This window comes from Kribbella sp. VKM Ac-2569, assembly GCF_004216905.1.
Classification (GTDB): domain Bacteria; phylum Actinomycetota; class Actinomycetes; order Propionibacteriales; family Kribbellaceae; genus Kribbella.
In genome coordinates, this window is sequence record NZ_SGXJ01000002.1 from 364100 (window position 1) to 379691 (window position 15592).

The 15592-nt window shown below is 66.8% G+C and carries 16 protein-coding genes; 10 read left to right on the plus strand and 6 right to left on the minus strand.

Annotation, left to right across the window (positions count from 1 at the left end; translation table 11 throughout):
- Nucleotides 1-88 precede the first annotated feature (88 nt).
- Genes EV649_RS14665 through EV649_RS14680 form a run of 4 tightly spaced genes read left to right on the plus strand, consistent with a single transcriptional unit; the run spans nucleotide 89 to nucleotide 4456 of the window.
- Entirely contained in the window at nucleotides 89-1360 is a 1272-nt protein-coding gene (locus tag EV649_RS14665; protein WP_130383997.1) for a sugar ABC transporter substrate-binding protein, read from the plus strand.
- Entirely contained in the window at nucleotides 1360-2304 is a 945-nt protein-coding gene (locus EV649_RS14670) for a sugar ABC transporter permease (RefSeq protein WP_130383998.1), read from the plus strand. Before EV649_RS14665 ends, EV649_RS14670 begins: the two co-directional genes overlap by 1 nt.
- Nucleotides 2294-3142, plus strand: coding sequence for a carbohydrate ABC transporter permease (locus EV649_RS14675; RefSeq protein ID WP_130383999.1), 849 nt, complete (start codon nucleotides 2294-2296; stop codon nucleotides 3140-3142). The genes EV649_RS14670 and EV649_RS14675 overlap by 11 nt, the downstream gene beginning before the upstream one ends.
- An 18-nt stretch (nucleotides 3143-3160) precedes the next feature.
- Nucleotides 3161-4456, plus strand: a complete 1296-nt coding sequence (locus tag EV649_RS14680) for an alpha-L-fucosidase (protein ID WP_130384000.1) — start codon at nucleotides 3161-3163, stop codon at nucleotides 4454-4456.
- Nucleotides 4457-4587: 131 nt separating this feature from the next.
- Here the strand turns inward: EV649_RS14680 and EV649_RS14685 are convergent, their stop codons facing one another.
- Both EV649_RS14685 and EV649_RS14690 read right to left on the minus strand, forming a co-directional pair.
- The gene (locus EV649_RS14685) at nucleotides 4588-5091 is read right to left on the minus strand and encodes a MaoC family dehydratase (RefSeq protein ID WP_130384001.1); all 504 of its coding nucleotides are present in this window, start codon (nucleotides 5089-5091) and stop codon (nucleotides 4588-4590) included.
- Between the two features lie 95 nt (nucleotides 5092-5186).
- Complete coding sequence (locus EV649_RS14690; RefSeq protein WP_130384002.1) at nucleotides 5187-5726, minus strand: general stress protein; 540 nt, start codon at nucleotides 5724-5726, stop codon at nucleotides 5187-5189.
- Between the two features lie 76 nt (nucleotides 5727-5802).
- Here EV649_RS14690 and EV649_RS14695 point away from each other — a divergent pair, with 76 nt between their 5' ends.
- Complete coding sequence (locus EV649_RS14695) at nucleotides 5803-6909, plus strand: magnesium and cobalt transport protein CorA (RefSeq protein ID WP_241998210.1); 1107 nt, start codon at nucleotides 5803-5805, stop codon at nucleotides 6907-6909.
- A gap of 199 nt (nucleotides 6910-7108) precedes the next feature.
- Nucleotides 7109-8128: a winged helix-turn-helix domain-containing protein gene (locus EV649_RS14700; RefSeq protein ID WP_130384003.1), complete on the plus strand. Its 1020-nt coding sequence runs from the start codon at nucleotides 7109-7111 to the stop codon at nucleotides 8126-8128.
- A 61-nt stretch (nucleotides 8129-8189) separates the two neighbouring features.
- Here the strand turns inward: EV649_RS14700 and EV649_RS14705 are convergent, their stop codons facing one another.
- Both EV649_RS14705 and EV649_RS14710 read right to left on the minus strand, forming a co-directional pair.
- Nucleotides 8190-9380: an acyl-CoA dehydrogenase family protein gene (locus EV649_RS14705; protein WP_130384004.1), complete on the minus strand. Its 1191-nt coding sequence runs from the start codon at nucleotides 9378-9380 to the stop codon at nucleotides 8190-8192.
- Between the two features lie 110 nt (nucleotides 9381-9490).
- Entirely contained in the window at nucleotides 9491-10930 is a 1440-nt protein-coding gene (locus EV649_RS14710) for a serine/threonine-protein kinase (protein ID WP_130384005.1), read from the minus strand.
- A 120-nt stretch (nucleotides 10931-11050) separates the two neighbouring features.
- On the opposite strand from EV649_RS14710, the gene EV649_RS14715 reads away from it, so the two are divergent.
- Nucleotides 11051-11701, plus strand: a complete 651-nt coding sequence (locus EV649_RS14715; RefSeq protein ID WP_130384006.1) for a peptidylprolyl isomerase — start codon at nucleotides 11051-11053, stop codon at nucleotides 11699-11701.
- On the opposite strand, the gene EV649_RS14720 is transcribed toward EV649_RS14715, so the two are convergent.
- Entirely contained in the window at nucleotides 11702-12058 is a 357-nt protein-coding gene (locus EV649_RS14720) for a hypothetical protein (protein ID WP_130384007.1), read from the minus strand.
- Nucleotides 12059-12213: 155 nt separating this feature from the next.
- Here EV649_RS14720 and EV649_RS14725 point away from each other — a divergent pair, with 155 nt between their 5' ends.
- Nucleotides 12214-12885 carry a TetR/AcrR family transcriptional regulator C-terminal domain-containing protein gene (locus EV649_RS14725; RefSeq protein ID WP_198682507.1) on the plus strand — a complete coding sequence of 224 codons (672 nt, stop codon included), beginning with the start codon at nucleotides 12214-12216 and terminating at the stop codon, nucleotides 12883-12885.
- Between the two features lie 4 nt (nucleotides 12886-12889).
- A complete protein-coding gene (locus EV649_RS14730) occupies nucleotides 12890-13501 on the plus strand; it encodes a VOC family protein (protein WP_130384008.1) in 612 nt (203 codons plus the stop codon).
- 339 nt (nucleotides 13502-13840) lie between these two features.
- Here EV649_RS14730 and EV649_RS14735 read toward each other — a convergent pair whose 3' ends face one another.
- Nucleotides 13841-14803, minus strand: coding sequence for a CoA ester lyase (locus tag EV649_RS14735; protein WP_130384009.1), 963 nt, complete (start codon nucleotides 14801-14803; stop codon nucleotides 13841-13843).
- A 228-nt stretch (nucleotides 14804-15031) separates the two neighbouring features.
- Between EV649_RS14735 and EV649_RS14740 the strand changes: the two genes are divergently transcribed.
- Nucleotides 15032-15547: a hypothetical protein gene (locus EV649_RS14740; protein ID WP_130384010.1), complete on the plus strand. Its 516-nt coding sequence runs from the start codon at nucleotides 15032-15034 to the stop codon at nucleotides 15545-15547.
- The last annotated feature ends 45 nt before the right edge of the window (nucleotides 15548-15592 follow it).

The following is a 15592-nucleotide window of genomic DNA, read 5'->3' on the forward strand; positions in this document are numbered from 1 at the left end:
TCTCCTGAAATAAGCCCACGAGCTGTTGACTCTCCTCAAGATCCCGACATATTGATCGGATGACTCACAGTTCTCCTTGGAGGTCAGGATGAGAGGAACACCAGCTCGGGCACGCCGCTGGCTCACCGCCACGTGTGCGGTGCTGGCCCTGACCGCCGTTTCCGCGTGTGGGGGCGGCAACGACGGCAGCAGCGGTAGCTCCGGCTCAGCAGACAAGGCCGATCTGACCTGGTCTTTCTGGATCGCCGGCGCCGAGGACCAGGCCGCCTGGCAGAAGGTCGCCGACCAGGCTCATACCGATCACGCCGGGATCACCGTCAAGCTCCAGGGCGCCCCGTGGGACAGCTACTGGTCGAAGATCGGGACCACGCTGGCCGGCGGCAAGGCGCCCTGCATCATCGGCATGCAGAGTCTGCGGATGGCGTCGTACGCCGGCGCGATGCTGCCGTTGGACGACCTGATGAAGAAGTACGGCCTGAAGGCCGAGGACTTCGACAAGCCGATCATGGAGGGCCTGAAGGCGGACGGGAAGCAGATCGCGATCCCGTACGACTCCGGTCCGATGGTGATCTTCTACAACAAGGACCTGTTCAAGGCCGCCGGCGTACCCGACCCGAAGCCGGGCTGGACGATCGACGAGTTCAAGGCTGCCGCGAAGAAGCTGACCGCCGCTGGGAAGACCGGCCTGGTGACGACCCCCGGCGACCTGGGCACCATGTCCTGGGTGCGGACCATGACCGGCGCCGAGCCGCTGGCCGACGGCAAGCTCAACTTCACCGACTCGAAGTTCGAGCAGGGCTTTTCGCAGTACGCCGACTTCGTCAAGACCGACAAGATCGCACCGCAGGTGCCGGGTGGCAACCCGGACTTCGAGACCCAGCAGTTCACCGGCGGCAAGGCCGCGATGCAGCTGAACGGGCCGTGGTCACTGATCGACACGAAGGGCAAGGTGAAGTTCAACCTCGGCATCGCGCCGATCCCGGCCGGTCCGGACGGCTCGAAGACCTACACCGCCGGCTCGGGCTTCGGCATCTCGCGGTCCTGCAAGACGCCGGACGCCGCCTTCCAGGCGATCATGTCGATGACCAGTGAGAAGCCGCTGACCACGCTGGCCCAGGCCGGCCGCGCGTACCCGGCTCGCACCGTCGCGCACCCGGCGTGGTTCACCGCCGCGAACATCGACGGCGCGAAGGAGACCATCGACTACGCCTCCGAGCACTCGGTACCGCTGGTCACTTCGAAGAACTGGGTCCAGGTCGCCGACCTGCTCAACCGGTTCGGTACGCAGGCGCTGAACGGTGAGATCCCACCGGACCAGGCCCTGAAGACCATCCAGGACCAGGCAGGCGCTGGGTCGTAATGGCAACCGACACGACAACCGTCGCTCCCCCGGGCGCACCTGAGGGTGCGCCCCGGGCGGGGCGTCGGCCCGCGTTGCGCCGGGACGGCCGGTACGCGTCGGTTTTCCTGGCACCGAGCCTCGGCGGACTGGCGCTGTTCACGTTGTTCCCGACCGCGATGGCGCTGGGCATCAGCCTGTTCGACTGGCCGGTGTTCGGCACGCGCTCCTTCCTCGGCTTCGGCAACTACTCGCACCTGCTGCACGACCCGGTGTTCCGCCGGGTGGTGCTGAACACCGTGCTGTTCGTGGTGCTGTACGTCCCGCTGAACGTGGTCGTCTCGCTCGGGCTCGCGGTCTGGCTGGGCCCGCAGATCAGGGGCCGGCAGGTGTTCCGGGTGCTGTTCTTCATCCCGGTGATGACGCCGATGGTGGCCAACGTGATGGTCTGGCGGCTGCTGTTCCAGCCCGGCGGGCTGATCGACGGCGGCCTGCAGAGCTGGTTCGGCATCGACGCGCCGAACTTCCTGGGCTCGTCGAGCTGGGCGATGCCGGCGATCGTGGCGATGTCGATCTGGCAGGGCTTCGGGTACAACTTCCTGGTCTTCTCGGCCGCGATCGACCAGGTTCCGCAGTCGCAACTGGAGTCCGCGCAGATCGACGGCGCCGGGCCGCTGCAGCGGTTCCGCTACATCACCTGGCCGATGATCACCCCGTCGATGTTCTTCGCCACCACGATGACGCTGATCACCTCGTTCCAGGTGTTCGCGCAGCCGTTCATCCTGACCCAGGGCGGCCCGGGCGTGGCCACCCAGACCATCGTCATGTACGTCTACAACCAGGGCTGGCAGTTCCTCACGATGGGGTTGGCGTCGGCGGCCGGATGGGTGCTGTTCGTGATCATCATGGGCATCACCGCGATCCAGTTCCTAGGGCAGAAGCGGTGGGTGAACTATGACGTCTGAGACCAACAGCGCCGCCCGCAAGGTCCGCAGCGGCGTCTCGCACACGCTCCTGGTCCTCGTCGCGATCGCCTTCCTCGGCCCCTTGGTGTACGCCGTTTCGACGTCGCTGAAACCCGCCGACGAGGTGTTCACCCCGACACCGCACCTGTTCGGCTCCGAGATCCGCTGGAAGAACTACGCGGACGCGTTCACGTTCGCTCCGTTCGATCGCTACTTCCTGAACAGCCTGCTGGTCGCGGTGGCGGGCACCCTGGTGGTGGTCGCTGCCTCGAGCATGTCGGCGTACGCCTTCGCCCGGCTGAAGTTCAGGGGCCGGGAGCAACTGTTCGTCCTGTTCCTGGGGACGTTGATGGTGCCGCAGGAAGTGCTGATCGTGCCGATGTACTGGCTGATGCAGGCGCTCGGCTGGGTGGACAGCTACTGGGCACTGATCCTGCCGTGGGCGTTCACCGCGTTCGGCACGTTCCTGCTGCGGCAGTTCTTCCTGACCATCCCGGCCGAACTGGAGGAGGCGGCCCGGGTGGACGGGTGCGGTCCGTTCGGCACGTTCCTGCGGATCATGTTGCCGCTCGCGCGGCCGGCCATCGCCGTACTCACCGTCTTCACCTTCATCAGTTTCTGGGGCAGCTTCCTGTGGCCGTTGATCATCATCAACAGCGTCGAGGACAAGGGCACCGTGCCGCTCGGCCTGGCGCAGTTCGTCGGTCAGCAGGGCACGCAGTGGAACCTGATGATGGCCGCGTCGGTGATGGCGATGATCCCGACCGTGCTGCTCGTCGTCCTCTTGCAGAAACACCTCGTCCGCGGCCTGCTCGTCACAGGTCTTGGCGGCCGCTAATTCCTAAGGAGAATTGACATGACCGACGCGCCTCCCGCGCATTCTGTCGAGAAGTTCCGCGACTGGCGGTTCGGCCTGTTCGTCCACTGGGGCCTGTACGCGCTGCCGGCCCGGCACGAGTGGGTGAAGAACCGCGAACAGCTGACCGACGAGGACTACCAGCCGTACTTCGACCACTTCGAGCCGGACCTGTACGACCCGGCCAAGTGGGCCCGCGCGGCGCGTGAGGCCGGCATGAAGTACGCCGTACTCACGACCAAGCACCACGAGGGTTTCTGCCTGTGGGACTCCGAGGTGTCCGACTACACCGTGGCGAAGACCGCCTGGGGCAAGGACCTGGTCGGGCCGTTCGTCGAGGCGTGCCGGGCCGAGGGACTCGGGGTCGGGTTCTACCACTCGCTGATCGACTGGCACCACCCCGAGTTCCCGATCGACCTCGTGCACCCGCAGCGCGACGACGAGGAGGCGATCGCGAAGGCGGCCGGGCGGGACATCCAGGTGTACGCCGACTACCTGCACGCGCAGACCCGTGAGCTGCTGACCAGCTACGGGCCGATCGACATCATGTGGTTCGATTTCTCCTACCCGGGCCGGAAGTACCCGGACGGGCGGGACGGTCACGGCAAGGGCCGGGACGACTGGCGCTCGGTCGAGTTGATGGCGATGGTCCGGGAGTTGCAGCCGGACATCCTGATCAACGACCGGCTGGACATCCCGGGCGACTTCGTGACACCGGAGCAGTACCAGCCGGACGGGCCGATGCAGCGCGACGGCGTACCGGTGCTGTGGGAGGCATGCCAGACGCTGAACGGCAGCTGGGGCTACGACCGGGACAACCTGGACTGGAAGTCACCCGAGCTGCTGGTGAAGATGCTGATCGACTCGGTCTCCAAGGACGGCAACCTGCTGCTGAACGTGGGGCCGACGGGTCGAGGTGAGTTCGACCCGCGGGCGCTGGCGACGCTGGCCGACATCGGTGAGTGGATGCGACTGCACGAGCGGTCGATCCGCGGCGCGCGCCCGAGTGAGTTGACCCCGCCGGTGGACGCCCGCTACACGCAGAAGGGCAACCGGCTGTATCTGCACCTGTTCTCCTGGCCGATGGGCCACGTGCATCTGGCCGGCCTCGGCGGGAAGGTGAAGTACGCACAGCTCCTGAACGACGCCTCGGAGATCAAGCGCATCGAGAACGACCCGCACCGCACGGCTCAGAACACCACGATGGGTGGCGTATCGGCCGACGTACTCACGCTGAAGCTCCCGATCCAGAAGCCGAACGTCCTAGTCCCAGTGATCGAGCTGTTCCTCAGCTGAACTCATTTGATGGGTTGACCCACCTGGTTCCGGGTTCCTTACCCTGATTCTGGGTGGGGGACCCCTCATCTGGTGGGTCAGCCAGGCAAATTGGTGGGTCAGCCAGGCAAATGCGGAGGGCCGGAGGGCGGCTACTCGGCCGGGGTGGGGCGGCCAGGTTGTTCTCCGCCCCGGCTCTCCAGGTAGTTGTTCTTCGGGACCATGACCTTGCGGCGGAACAGGCAGACGACGGTGCCGTCCTGCTTGTAGCCCTTGGTCTCGACGTAGACGACGCCGCGGTCGTCCTTGGACTTGGACTCCCACTTGTCCAGGACGAGCGTTTCGCCGTACACGGTGTCGCCGTGGAAGGTGGGGGCGACATGCCGCAGGGACTCGATCTCCAGGTTGGCGATCGCCTTGCCGCTCACGTCCGGGACCGACATCCCGAGCAGGATCGAGTAGATGTAGTTGCCGACCACAACGTTCTTCCCGAACTGGGTCGACCCCTCCGCGTAGTGCGTGTCCAGGTGCAGCGGATGGTGGTTCATGGTGAGCAGGCAGAACAGGTGGTCGTCGTACTCCGTCACCGTCTTACCTGGCCAGTGCTTGTAGACCGCACCGACCTCGAACTCCTCGTAGCTGCGCCCGAACTGCATCTCGGTTCCTCCTCGGCTCCTGGATTCCCCATGCTGCCGGTCCGGGCGCATCCGGGCCGTGGTCTGGCTCTCACCGGCAGGAGAGATAGGTCACCTCAGTCGATCGGCCGCTGCGAGGTCTGCTGGGCCTGGTGATCCGGCAGCACCGGGTGCACCTCGCCCTTCAGCGCCAGCTTGGCGAGGTGGTTGCGCGCCTCTTCAGCGAACTTGAAGTCGCAGAGCACGTCGTACGTCGTGGCCACCACAGCGGTCCGCGACGTGAAGTCCCGCCGGCCGGCCGACTGTGCATAGCCGAGGCCGCCGAACACCAGCCCGAAGAAGGCACCCAGCACGACGCCGGTCAGCACCGCCGCGATCCAGTTGTTGGTGGTGAAGAGTCCCAGCAGCAGGCCGACGAACAGCCCGAACCAGGCGCCACTGGCCAGACCGGCGGTCAGCGCCCGGCCCCAGGTGAGCCGGCCGGTGATCTTCTCGACCTGACGGAGGTTGTTGCCGACGATGGTCGTGTGCTCGACCGGGAACTTCTCGTCCGAGAGATAGTCGACAGCTCGCTGTGCCTCCCGGTAGGTGTCGTACGTCCCGATCGTCAGGCCGGTCGGCCTGGGGTCCATCGAGGGCATGCCCTGCGTGGTCATCGTCGTTCCTCTCCACGTGCTTCCACCCCCATCATTGCTGACGGCTGGTTACCGCGTCTTGATAGCCTCGCCGGTGATGACCGGGCGACGATGGGACATGGGCGCGACACGCCGTGTAGGACGGGTCTTCGCCCGGCGCGGCGGCGGTGCCGGACGCCCACCGGACGACGTGGTCACCGGCAAGCTCGAGGGCGCCCTGGTCGACTGGGGGCTGTACCGCGACGGTGTCCGCGACACCCGGGTCAACTCCTACACCGAGGCGCTCGACCGGGCGCAGCGCGGGCAGGGGTTCGTGTGGATCGGCCTGTTCCAGCCGACCGACCACCAGCTCGCCATCATCGGCGCGGAGTTCGGTCTGCACCCGCTGGCGCTGGAGGACGCGTACGAGGCGCACCAGCGCCCCAAACTGGAGCGGTACGGCGAGACGCTGTTCGCAGTGTTCAAAACGGTCACGTATGTCCCGCACGACGACCTGACCGCCACCAGCGAGGTGGTCGCGACCGGTGAGGTCATGGTGTTCTGCGGACCCGGCTTCGTGGTCACGGTCCGGCACGGTGAACACAGTGAGCTGGCCGGGCTACGACAGGAGCTGGAGCGGGAGCCGCAACGGCTCGCCACCGGTCCGGGCGCCGTACTGCATGCCATCGCGGACCACGTCGTCGACCGGTACCTGGAGGTCTCGGACGCCGTACAGGCCGATATCGACCTGATCGAGACGTCCATGTTCACGCCGCGTGGCTGGCGGAACATCGACCGGGTCTACCAGCTGAAGCGTGAGGTGCTGGAGCTCAAGCGGGCCGTGGCGCCGCTGACCGGCCCGATGCGGGCGCTGGCCACGCTGCGGCACCCGCTGATCGCCGACGAGACGAAGAACTACTTCCGCGACGTCGACGACCACCTGCAACGAGTGAAGGAGCAGGTGATCTCGTTCGACGAGCTGCTCAGCTCGATCCTGCAGGCCGGGCTGGCCCAGGTCCAGGTGGCCGAGAACGAGGACATGCGCCGGATCTCGGCGTGGGTGGCGATCCTCGCGGTGCCGACCATGATCGCCGGAATCTACGGCATGAATTTCGATTACATGCCGGAACTGCGGCTGAAGTACGCGTACTTCGTCGTACTCGGAGTGATGGTGACCGCGTGCACCGTGCTTTACCGGTTGTTCAAGCGGAACCACTGGCTCTGAGCCCGGAATTCGCTCCGCGCGGTCGGGTGAGTTGGCAACCTTTTGCCATGGCCAGGACTACTCCCGGATTGGAATGTTCAAATGGTTGTCCCGCGATCTCCTCCCTTGATTGAATTCCGGAATCGCATTCGGTCAGGAATTGATTACTTTCCGCGACCGATGCGGACCGGGGGACGACCAGGGACGGGAGGGGATCGCGGTGCTTCGTATTCATTTCACGCCGCGCGACCTGACCCGGGTCACGGTCGCCACCACGCCGGCGCCGCTCTGGGAGGTGCTGCTGAGCCTGCACATGCTGCAGCACTCGGAAGGCCGGCTGATCTTCGAGGACTGGCGGCGCCATGTGCGGGCCACGGTCGCACCGGACCAGATGCGGCTGCTGCTCGAGCTGACCCCGCCGAAGGGCTACTCCCCCGACTTCCTCACCCCGGCGGAGCCCGCACCGGACTTCGACACCGCCCTGGAGCAGGCGCTGGCGACACCGCGGCAGCAGATCCGCAGCCAGCTCGACCTGCTCGCGCAGTACCGGCCCGCCTCCCCATGGACACGGGAGCTGGCCCAAGGTGGCCGTACGTCGATGCAGAAGCTCGGACGGGCCATCCGGACGTATCACGACGCCGCGATCGCGCCGTACTGGAAATCGATCGGGACGCACGTGTCCGCCGACCATGCCCATCGAGGGGAGGCGTTGGCCCGGCACGGTGTGGACCGATTGCTGTCGTCGCTGCATCCGCGGGTCCGGTGGGTCGCACCGGTGCTGCAGGTGCTGGACATGAACGACCGAGATCTGTATCTCGATGGCAGGGGAATCGAGTTGCAGCCTTCGGCGTTCTGCTGGCAGGTACCGACCAAGCTGCGGGACCCGGACCTCAAACCGATCCTGGTGTACCCGATCCAGCATGCGCCCGGGATCCTGCGGCAGACGCCGATGGAGCACCCGCCGTCGAGTGATCCGCTGGGTTCCCTGCTCGGGTCGACCCGGGCCGCCGCGCTGGAGGCGACCGTCAGCGGCTGTACGACGACGGAGCTGGCGAAACGCTGCGGGATCTCCCCGGCCGCCGCGAGTCACCAGGCGACGGTACTGCGGGAGGCCGGCCTGATCACCACCCGCCGGGCCGGCGCCTCGGTGCGCCACGAGATCACCCAGCTGGGCATCTGGCTGCTCTCCGGCCACGGCTCCGGCAACACCCGACAAGTCCCGACCCGCAGCACGGCCTAGACCCTGCCCCGCCGTGCGCTGGGCCGACCGGCACCGCCCCGCCTGTCGACCCAGCGCACGGTCAGAGTTTGTAGTCCTCGAGCAGGCGGCGGCCGATGATCATCCGCTGGATGTCGGCCGTTCCTTCGCCGATCAGGAGCATCGGGGCCTCGCGGTAGAGGCGTTCGATCTCGTACTCCTTCGAGAAGCCGTAGCCGCCGTGGATGCGGAACGAGTCCTCGACGACCTGTGAGCAGTACTCGCTGGCCAGGTACTTCGCGACGCCGGCCTCGAAGTCGTTGCGGGAGCCGCTGTCCTTCTTGCGGGCCGCCTTCACCATCAGCTCGTGCGCGGCCTCCACCTTGACGGCCATGTCGGCGAGCCGGAACAGCACCGCCTGGTGCTCGGCGATCTTCTTGCCGAACGTCTCGCGCTGCTGCGCGTACGAGATCCCGAGCTCGAACGCCCGCCGCGCCACACCGCAGCCGCGGGCGGCCACGTTCACACGACCGACCTCGACGCCGTCCATCATCTGGTAGAAGCCCTTACCCGGTACGCCACCGAGGATCTGGCCCGCGTCGATCCGGTACCCGTCGAACACCAGCTCCGTGGTGTCGACGCCCTTGTAGCCCATCTTCTCGATCTTGCCGGGGATCGTGAGGCCCTTGTCGACCTCGCCGAACCCGGGCTCCTTCTCGACCAGGAACGTGGTCATGTTCTTGTAGACCGAGTCCTGCCCCTCGTCGGTCTTCACGAGTACGGCGACCAGGTTCGAGGAACCGCCGTTGGTCAGCCACATCTTCTGACCGTTGACGACGTAGCCGTCACCCTCGCGAGTGGCCTTCGTCTTGATCGCGGCGACGTCGGACCCACAGCCCGGCTCGGACATCGAGAACGCGCCGCGGACCTCACCGGTCGCCATGCGCGGCAGGTACCTCTGCTTCTGCTCGTCGGTTCCGTGCTGGAGCAGCATGTACGCGACGATGAAGTGCGTGTTGATGATCCCGGACACGCTCATCCAGCCGCGGGCGATCTCCTCGACGCACAGCGCGTAGGTGAGCAGCGATTCGCCGAGGCCGCCGTACTCCTCGGGGATCATCAGTCCGAACAGTCCGAGTTCCTTGAGGCCCTCGACAATCTCGGTCGGGTACTCGTCGCGGTGCTCGAGCTCGGTCGCGACCGGGAGGATCTCGGCTTCCACGAAGGCCCGGACCGTCTTCAGGATCTCTTCCTGGATGTCGGTCAGCCCGTCGGTCTGCTGCAACCTGCTCATCGCTCGGCTCCTTCGATCGGGTGCTTACCCGCGAGTATCGCGGTTATCAGCATCCCGGCACGAGGGGGACACCCGCTGTGACACCGGCCACCTGTCGGAGGTCGCGTGCCTCACTCGTTGTCGTCGTGCTCCGGACGCGGGAGTGACTGGCTGATGACCCCGAAGAGCGCGGCGATCTGGGGAGTCGCCTGCCAGCGGTGGCGTTGCTCTGCCTCGATCAGTCGCTGCCGCGCCTCGTAGAAGTGCTTCGCGGCGGACTCGGTGTCGCCGTGGTCGACGGCCTGGGCAGCCTGGTCCAGGTCGTTCGCAGCCTCCCGTGGCGCCCTGCTACGGCTGTCCTGCTGCGTCGCGCGTACCTGTGCGGCCAGAGAGCGCAGCCGCTGCACCAGGACCGCCTGCGGGTTCTGCGTCTGCTTCTGCGTCGGCTTCTTCGTCGGAGTCGTCTGGGTCTTGGTGGGAGTGGGGGTCGGCTTGGGCTTCGGTGTGGTCTTGGGGGCCGTTGTGGCCTTCTGCACCGGAGCAGACGGCGTGCCGCCGGCCTGTGCGGGCGGATCGCTCGACACACCTGCCCGCAACAGGAGCGCCGCCACCACACCCGCTACCACCACGGCAGCAGCCACACCCACCTTTGCCAACGGGAAGCCACTGCGGGCCGCCCGATGCGCCGGCTCGTCCGGGTCCTCCTCCCACTTGCCCACACCGATCACATCGGTGTCTGCAGGTGGTGTGAAGGCCAGCACCTGGGTCTGGTTCGCCGGTGCGAGCAGTGCGGCCACCTCTTGCTCGGACGACGGGCGGTCCGCCGGATCCTTGGCCAGGAGGTGCGTCACGAGGTTCGACAGCTCAGCCGGTACGTCGGCACGCGTGACAGGCGGAGGCGGTACGTCGAGATGCTGCCGCATGACCACGTCGACGGTCGGCCCGGTGAACGGCGGCGTACCCGTCAGGAGCTCGTGCAGGACGCAGCCGAACGAGTACCAGTCGCTGGCCGCGGTGGCCGGCTCGCCACGGACCTGCTCCGGCGACACGTACGACGCCGTACCGAGCAGGACGCCCAGTCCGGTCGTCTCGTTGCCCGCACTCTTGGCGATACCGAAGTCGGTCATCTTCAGGGTGCCGTCCGTAGCCAGCATCAGGTTGCCCGGCTTCACGTCACGGTGCACGATCCCGGCCGCGTGCGCCGCGTCCAGCGCGCGGGCGCCCTGCAGTGCGATGTCCTCGACCAGAGTGGCGTCCGGGAGTCCCGACGTACGCATCAGTTGGGCCAGATCGGGGCCTTGCACGAGTTCCATCACCAGGAACACGTGGTCGCCCTCGGTGCCGACGTCGTACGTCGCGACGACGTTGGGATGTGTCAATCGAGCGGCTGATTGAGCCTCGGCGCGAAACCTCTGGACCGCGTCCATGGGGTCGCCTTCGAGGCTGCGCAGCAGCTTCACCGCGACCTGGCGGGCGAGGAGCGTGTCCTCCGCCTGCCACACCTCACCTGCACCGCCCCTGCCCAGCAGGGTCAGCAAGCGGTACCGACCTGCCAGTACCTCGCCGTTCACACAAACACACCTTCCGCAGCGGACCGGATCACCTTAGGCGGGAAGTGCCGGATGTTCGAGTCCGCGGCCAATTCCTTGAACAACCTCTGCAGAGAGCAAGCGAGGTACTACGGTGTGGTGATGAAGCGATCACTCACCGCCCTGATCGCGGCCGTTCTGGTCGCGATGACGCTGACCACGACGACCGCCTCCGCAGCCCCCGTCTCGAAGCCCGTGGCCAAATGCGCGTTCACGCCGACGCCCGAGAACCCGGCCGCCAAGCCCGTCCGGATCCCGTCCCCGGTTGCCCGTGCGAAGGGCACGGTCGACGTGTACTTCGTGACGAACTACGGACCGTTCGTTGTTCGGATGGACCGCGCGAACGCGCCGTGCGGCGTGCACAACTTCGTGCACCTGGTGAAGAGCCGGTTCTACGACGCGACGCAGTGCTTCCGGCTGACGAACTCGACCCGGCTGGGGGTCCTGCAGTGCGGTGACATCTACCGCCAGGAGGAAGGCGGGCCCGGGTACAAGTTCCCCGACGAGGTCACCGGCCAGGAGACGTACCCGCGCGGCACCGTTGCCTACGGCAACCAAGGCCCCGGCACCAACGGCTCGGAGTTCTTCGTCGTGCACTCGTTCGCGAACATCGCCCCGAACTACACGGTCCTCGGCCATGTGATCGCCGGCATGTCCACCTTCGACCGCATGGTCGCGGCAGGCATCGCCGACCCCGACCAGGACGGCCCGCCGGTCAAGCCGATCCGCATCTACAAGGTCTGGACCCGCTGATCACTTCGACCGGCGGATGCTTTTGAACATCCGCATGAAGACGATGTTGACCAGGGTGATCCCCAACCACATGGCGAACACCGCGCCCGATTCGGCATGCGCGCCGGCCGTCAGCCAGACCGAGCCGATGACCCCGAGGAGCAGGGAGAAGACCGGAACGGCCAGATGCGAGTTGTCGGGCTGCGACTGCTTCTGAACCGGCGCATGCTCCGCCAGCCGGGCGTCCACCTGCTGATTGATGGACTGCGTGGCATTGGCGACGAAGGATTCCAGTACTGCGCTCTCGTACTCGGGCCCCAGTTCCTTGCGGACCTCGTACGCCGCGGCGGCGTTATCGCGGAAGTCGGAAGTCACCATGCTCACACTCCAGGCCGACCGGCGGTGTACGGCGTACACCCTGGTACGTTGAAGGTAGGGTGTACGCCGTACACCTGTCAAGAGGTCGCCCGCGTGCGAGAGGAGCCGAAGACATCACCACGCAGACCGAACCTGCCGCGCAGTCGCGGACGCCGTTGAGCAAGGAACGGATCCTGGGCGCCGCCGTCGACCTGGCCGACGAGGGCGGCGTCGACGCCGTCAGCATGCGCAAGATCTCGCAGGCGCTCGGCGTCGTGCCGATGGCGCTCTACAAGCACGTGCGCAACAAGGACGAACTGCTGGACGGCATGGTCGACGCGATCGTCGGTCAGATCGACCCGCCGGCCGAGGACACCGACTGGAAGTCGACCGTCCGGCAGCGGATCCTGTCAGCCCGCCAGGTACTCCTGGCTCATCCCTGGGCGCCCCGGGTCATCGAGGAACGGACCAGGGCGCGGACCGACCCGACCCCAGCGGTGATGGACTACATGGAGTCGATGATCGGGACCTTCCGGGCCGGGGGCCTGTCTATCGACCTGACCCATCACGCGCTGCACGCTCTGGGCAGCCGCCTGCTGGGGTTCTCGCAGGAACTGTTCGAGGACACCGCCGGCACCGGTCCGGATCCGGCGCCACCGCCACCGGAGATGGCCGAGCGGTTTCCCCACATCACCGAACTGGTCACGGCGATCACCCACGAGCAGGACTCCGTCGTCGGTCCGGGTTGCGACGACCAGTTCGAGTTCGAGTTCGCCCTGGACCTCCTACTGAGCGGCCTCGAACGCCTGTCGGGGGAGGGTAATTCGGGCAGTACGCCGCTAGCTTGAGGGTGTGGGCACACGTGGACGGCCCCGGCACCCCGACGTACTGACGCCCGCCGAGTGGCAGGTGGTGCACGCGGTGCGGCACGGGATGTCGAACCGGGAGATCGCGCGGCGACGCGAAGTCAGCGTCGACGCGGTCAAGTTCCACGTCGCCAACGCGCTGATGAAGCTCGGCCTGGACCGCCGGGCCGAGCTCCGCACCTGGCGCGGCGTGCCCGCGGACAGTGCTCTTCGAGGACAAGGAGGCGCGGAGATGGTGCAGCTAGGTGCGATCGGGCAGATCGCCCGCCCGGTGACTGATATCGAGCAGGCCGTCGACTTCTACGGCGGCGTACTAGGGCTCCTCCACCTCTACACGTTCGGCGACCTGGCGTTCTTCGACTGTGGTGGAACACGCCTGTTCCTGAGCGCCAACGAAGGACCCGCGGACCCTTCGGTCCTGTACTTCCGCGTCGACGACATCCAGGCGGCATACGACGAACTCCAGGCCCGCGGCGTCGAGTTCGAACAGGCGCCACACCTGATCCACAAACACGACAACGGCGTCGAGGAATGGATGGCCTTCTTCCCCGACCCCGACGGCCACCTACTCGCGATCATGGCCCAGACCGAACCCTGAACCCGGCATGATCACCCCCCGACCGAGCACGACGAGAGCCCGCATACGAGGGGATATCCGACGGCGTTGTGCCTTCTCCGTTGGTATGCGAAGGGAGAAGCCACAACGCCAGGGGATATCCGGCTGTCCTGCGGGATGTGTGGGTGTTGCGTTGCCCACTGGCAGGTTATCTGCCCGGTAGCGGGAAGTAGCAGGCCAGCGGTGACATAACCCGCCCGTGGTGACCTGCCGACGGGTAGTACACCGGCGAGACGCTGTACGCGCGGACACGTTCACGCTCAGGTGCACTACCCGGCCACCCGACACATCCTGTCGAGCTGCAGATCCAACCACCCGGAACTAGTCGGCCGGCGGAACCCAGACGTCGGTGCGGGTGAGGCCGGCGGCGCGGCCCTTGGCGGAGATGACGAGGGCCATCTTGCGGCTGGCCTCGTCGATCATCTCGTCGCCGAGCATCACCGCGCCGCGGCCGCCGCCGGCTGCGGAGGTGTAGTGGTCGTAGGCGTCGAGGATGTTCTCGGCGTGGTCGTAGTCGTCCTGGCGCGGTGAGTAGACCTCGTTCGCGGCGGCGATCTGGTCCGGGTGCAGGACCCACTTGCCGTCGAAGCCGAGGGCGGCCGAGCGGCCCGCGACGCGGCGGAAACCGTCGACGTCCTTGATCTGCAGGTACGGGCCGTCGATCGCCTGCTTACCGTGCGCCCGCGCGGCCATCAGGATCTGCATCAGGATGTAGTGGTAGGCGTCGCCGACGTCGTACCCGGGCGGCTGCTCGCCGACCACCAGCGACTTCATGTTGATCGACGCCATGAAGTCCGCCGGACCGAAGATGATCGTCTCCACCCGCGGCGACGCGGTCGCGATCGCGTTCACGTTGGTCAGGCCGAGCGCGTTCTCGATCTGCGCCTCGATCCCGATCCGGCCCGGCTCGTACCCGTGCACCTTCTCCAGCTGGGTGAGCAGCAGGTCGAGCGCGACCACCTGCTCGGCGGTCTGCACCTTCGGCAGCATGATGCAGTCGAGGTTCGCGCCGGCGCCGCCGACGACCTCGATCACGTCGGCGTACGTCCACTCGGTGGTCCAGTCGTTCACCCGGACGACGCGCAGCTTGGTGCCCCAGCCGCCCTCGTTGAGCGCGGCGACGATGTTCTTGCGGGCATCAGGCTTGGCGATCGGCGCGACCGAGTCCTCGAGATCCAGGAACACCTGGTCCGCGTCCAGCCCCTTCGCCTTGGTCAGGAACCGCGGGTTCGACCCGGGCGTGGCCAAGCAGGACCGCCTGCTCCGCAAAACCTGTTCCGTCATCGCCGACCTCCACTCGGTTACCCACCGGTCACCGGCAGCGTACGCGTCACCGTCTACCGCTCCGGTGACCCGGCTCACTTCCCTCCGGAGTGTGTCCCGATTCACGACTTTGAGAAGCCACCAACCATTTCGGCGCCGGAAAAATGATCGGTGGCTTCTCAAAGTTGGGGTTCTGGCGGGGTGCGCTCAAGCTGCGATCGAGGGGCGGTGATGTGACACGCTGGGCCTGTGAGCACTGAGGAGATTGCCGGCGTGATGAAGAAGGCCGGACTCGTTTGGCTGGCGTGGGACGGCCGGCGACCGGTGCCGGCGTGGTTCGCGACGGTCGAGGGGCAGTACGTCGTTCTGGCGGACTCAGCTGATGGTGCGGAGCAGCCGCTGCCCGGACTCGCAGCAGCACCCGCGGTCGAGGTCGTCGTACCGGCCAAGCCCGCCACGAACCGCCTGGCGAGCTGGAAGGCGACGGTACGGCGGCTGGAGCCGGGAAGCGACGAATGGACAGCAGCCGCACAGGTACTGCGTAGCGAGCGGCTCAACGCAGCCGAGCTGGACACGCAACTGGAACGGTGGGGCACGGAGGCGGACATTCTCGTGCTGGAGCCCACCGGTGAGATCAGCGAGTCGGCCGGGCGGTACGACGCGACACCGCGGACCGAGGCCCCGATACCGACCCGAGCCACGACCCGCGGCAAGCCGCCGAACACACTGCATCGCCCAGTGCGCCGCCGCCCGAAGCTGAGCTAGCCCAAAGTTCCACCGAGACTCAGGTTGGACGGGTTAGCCTTCGAT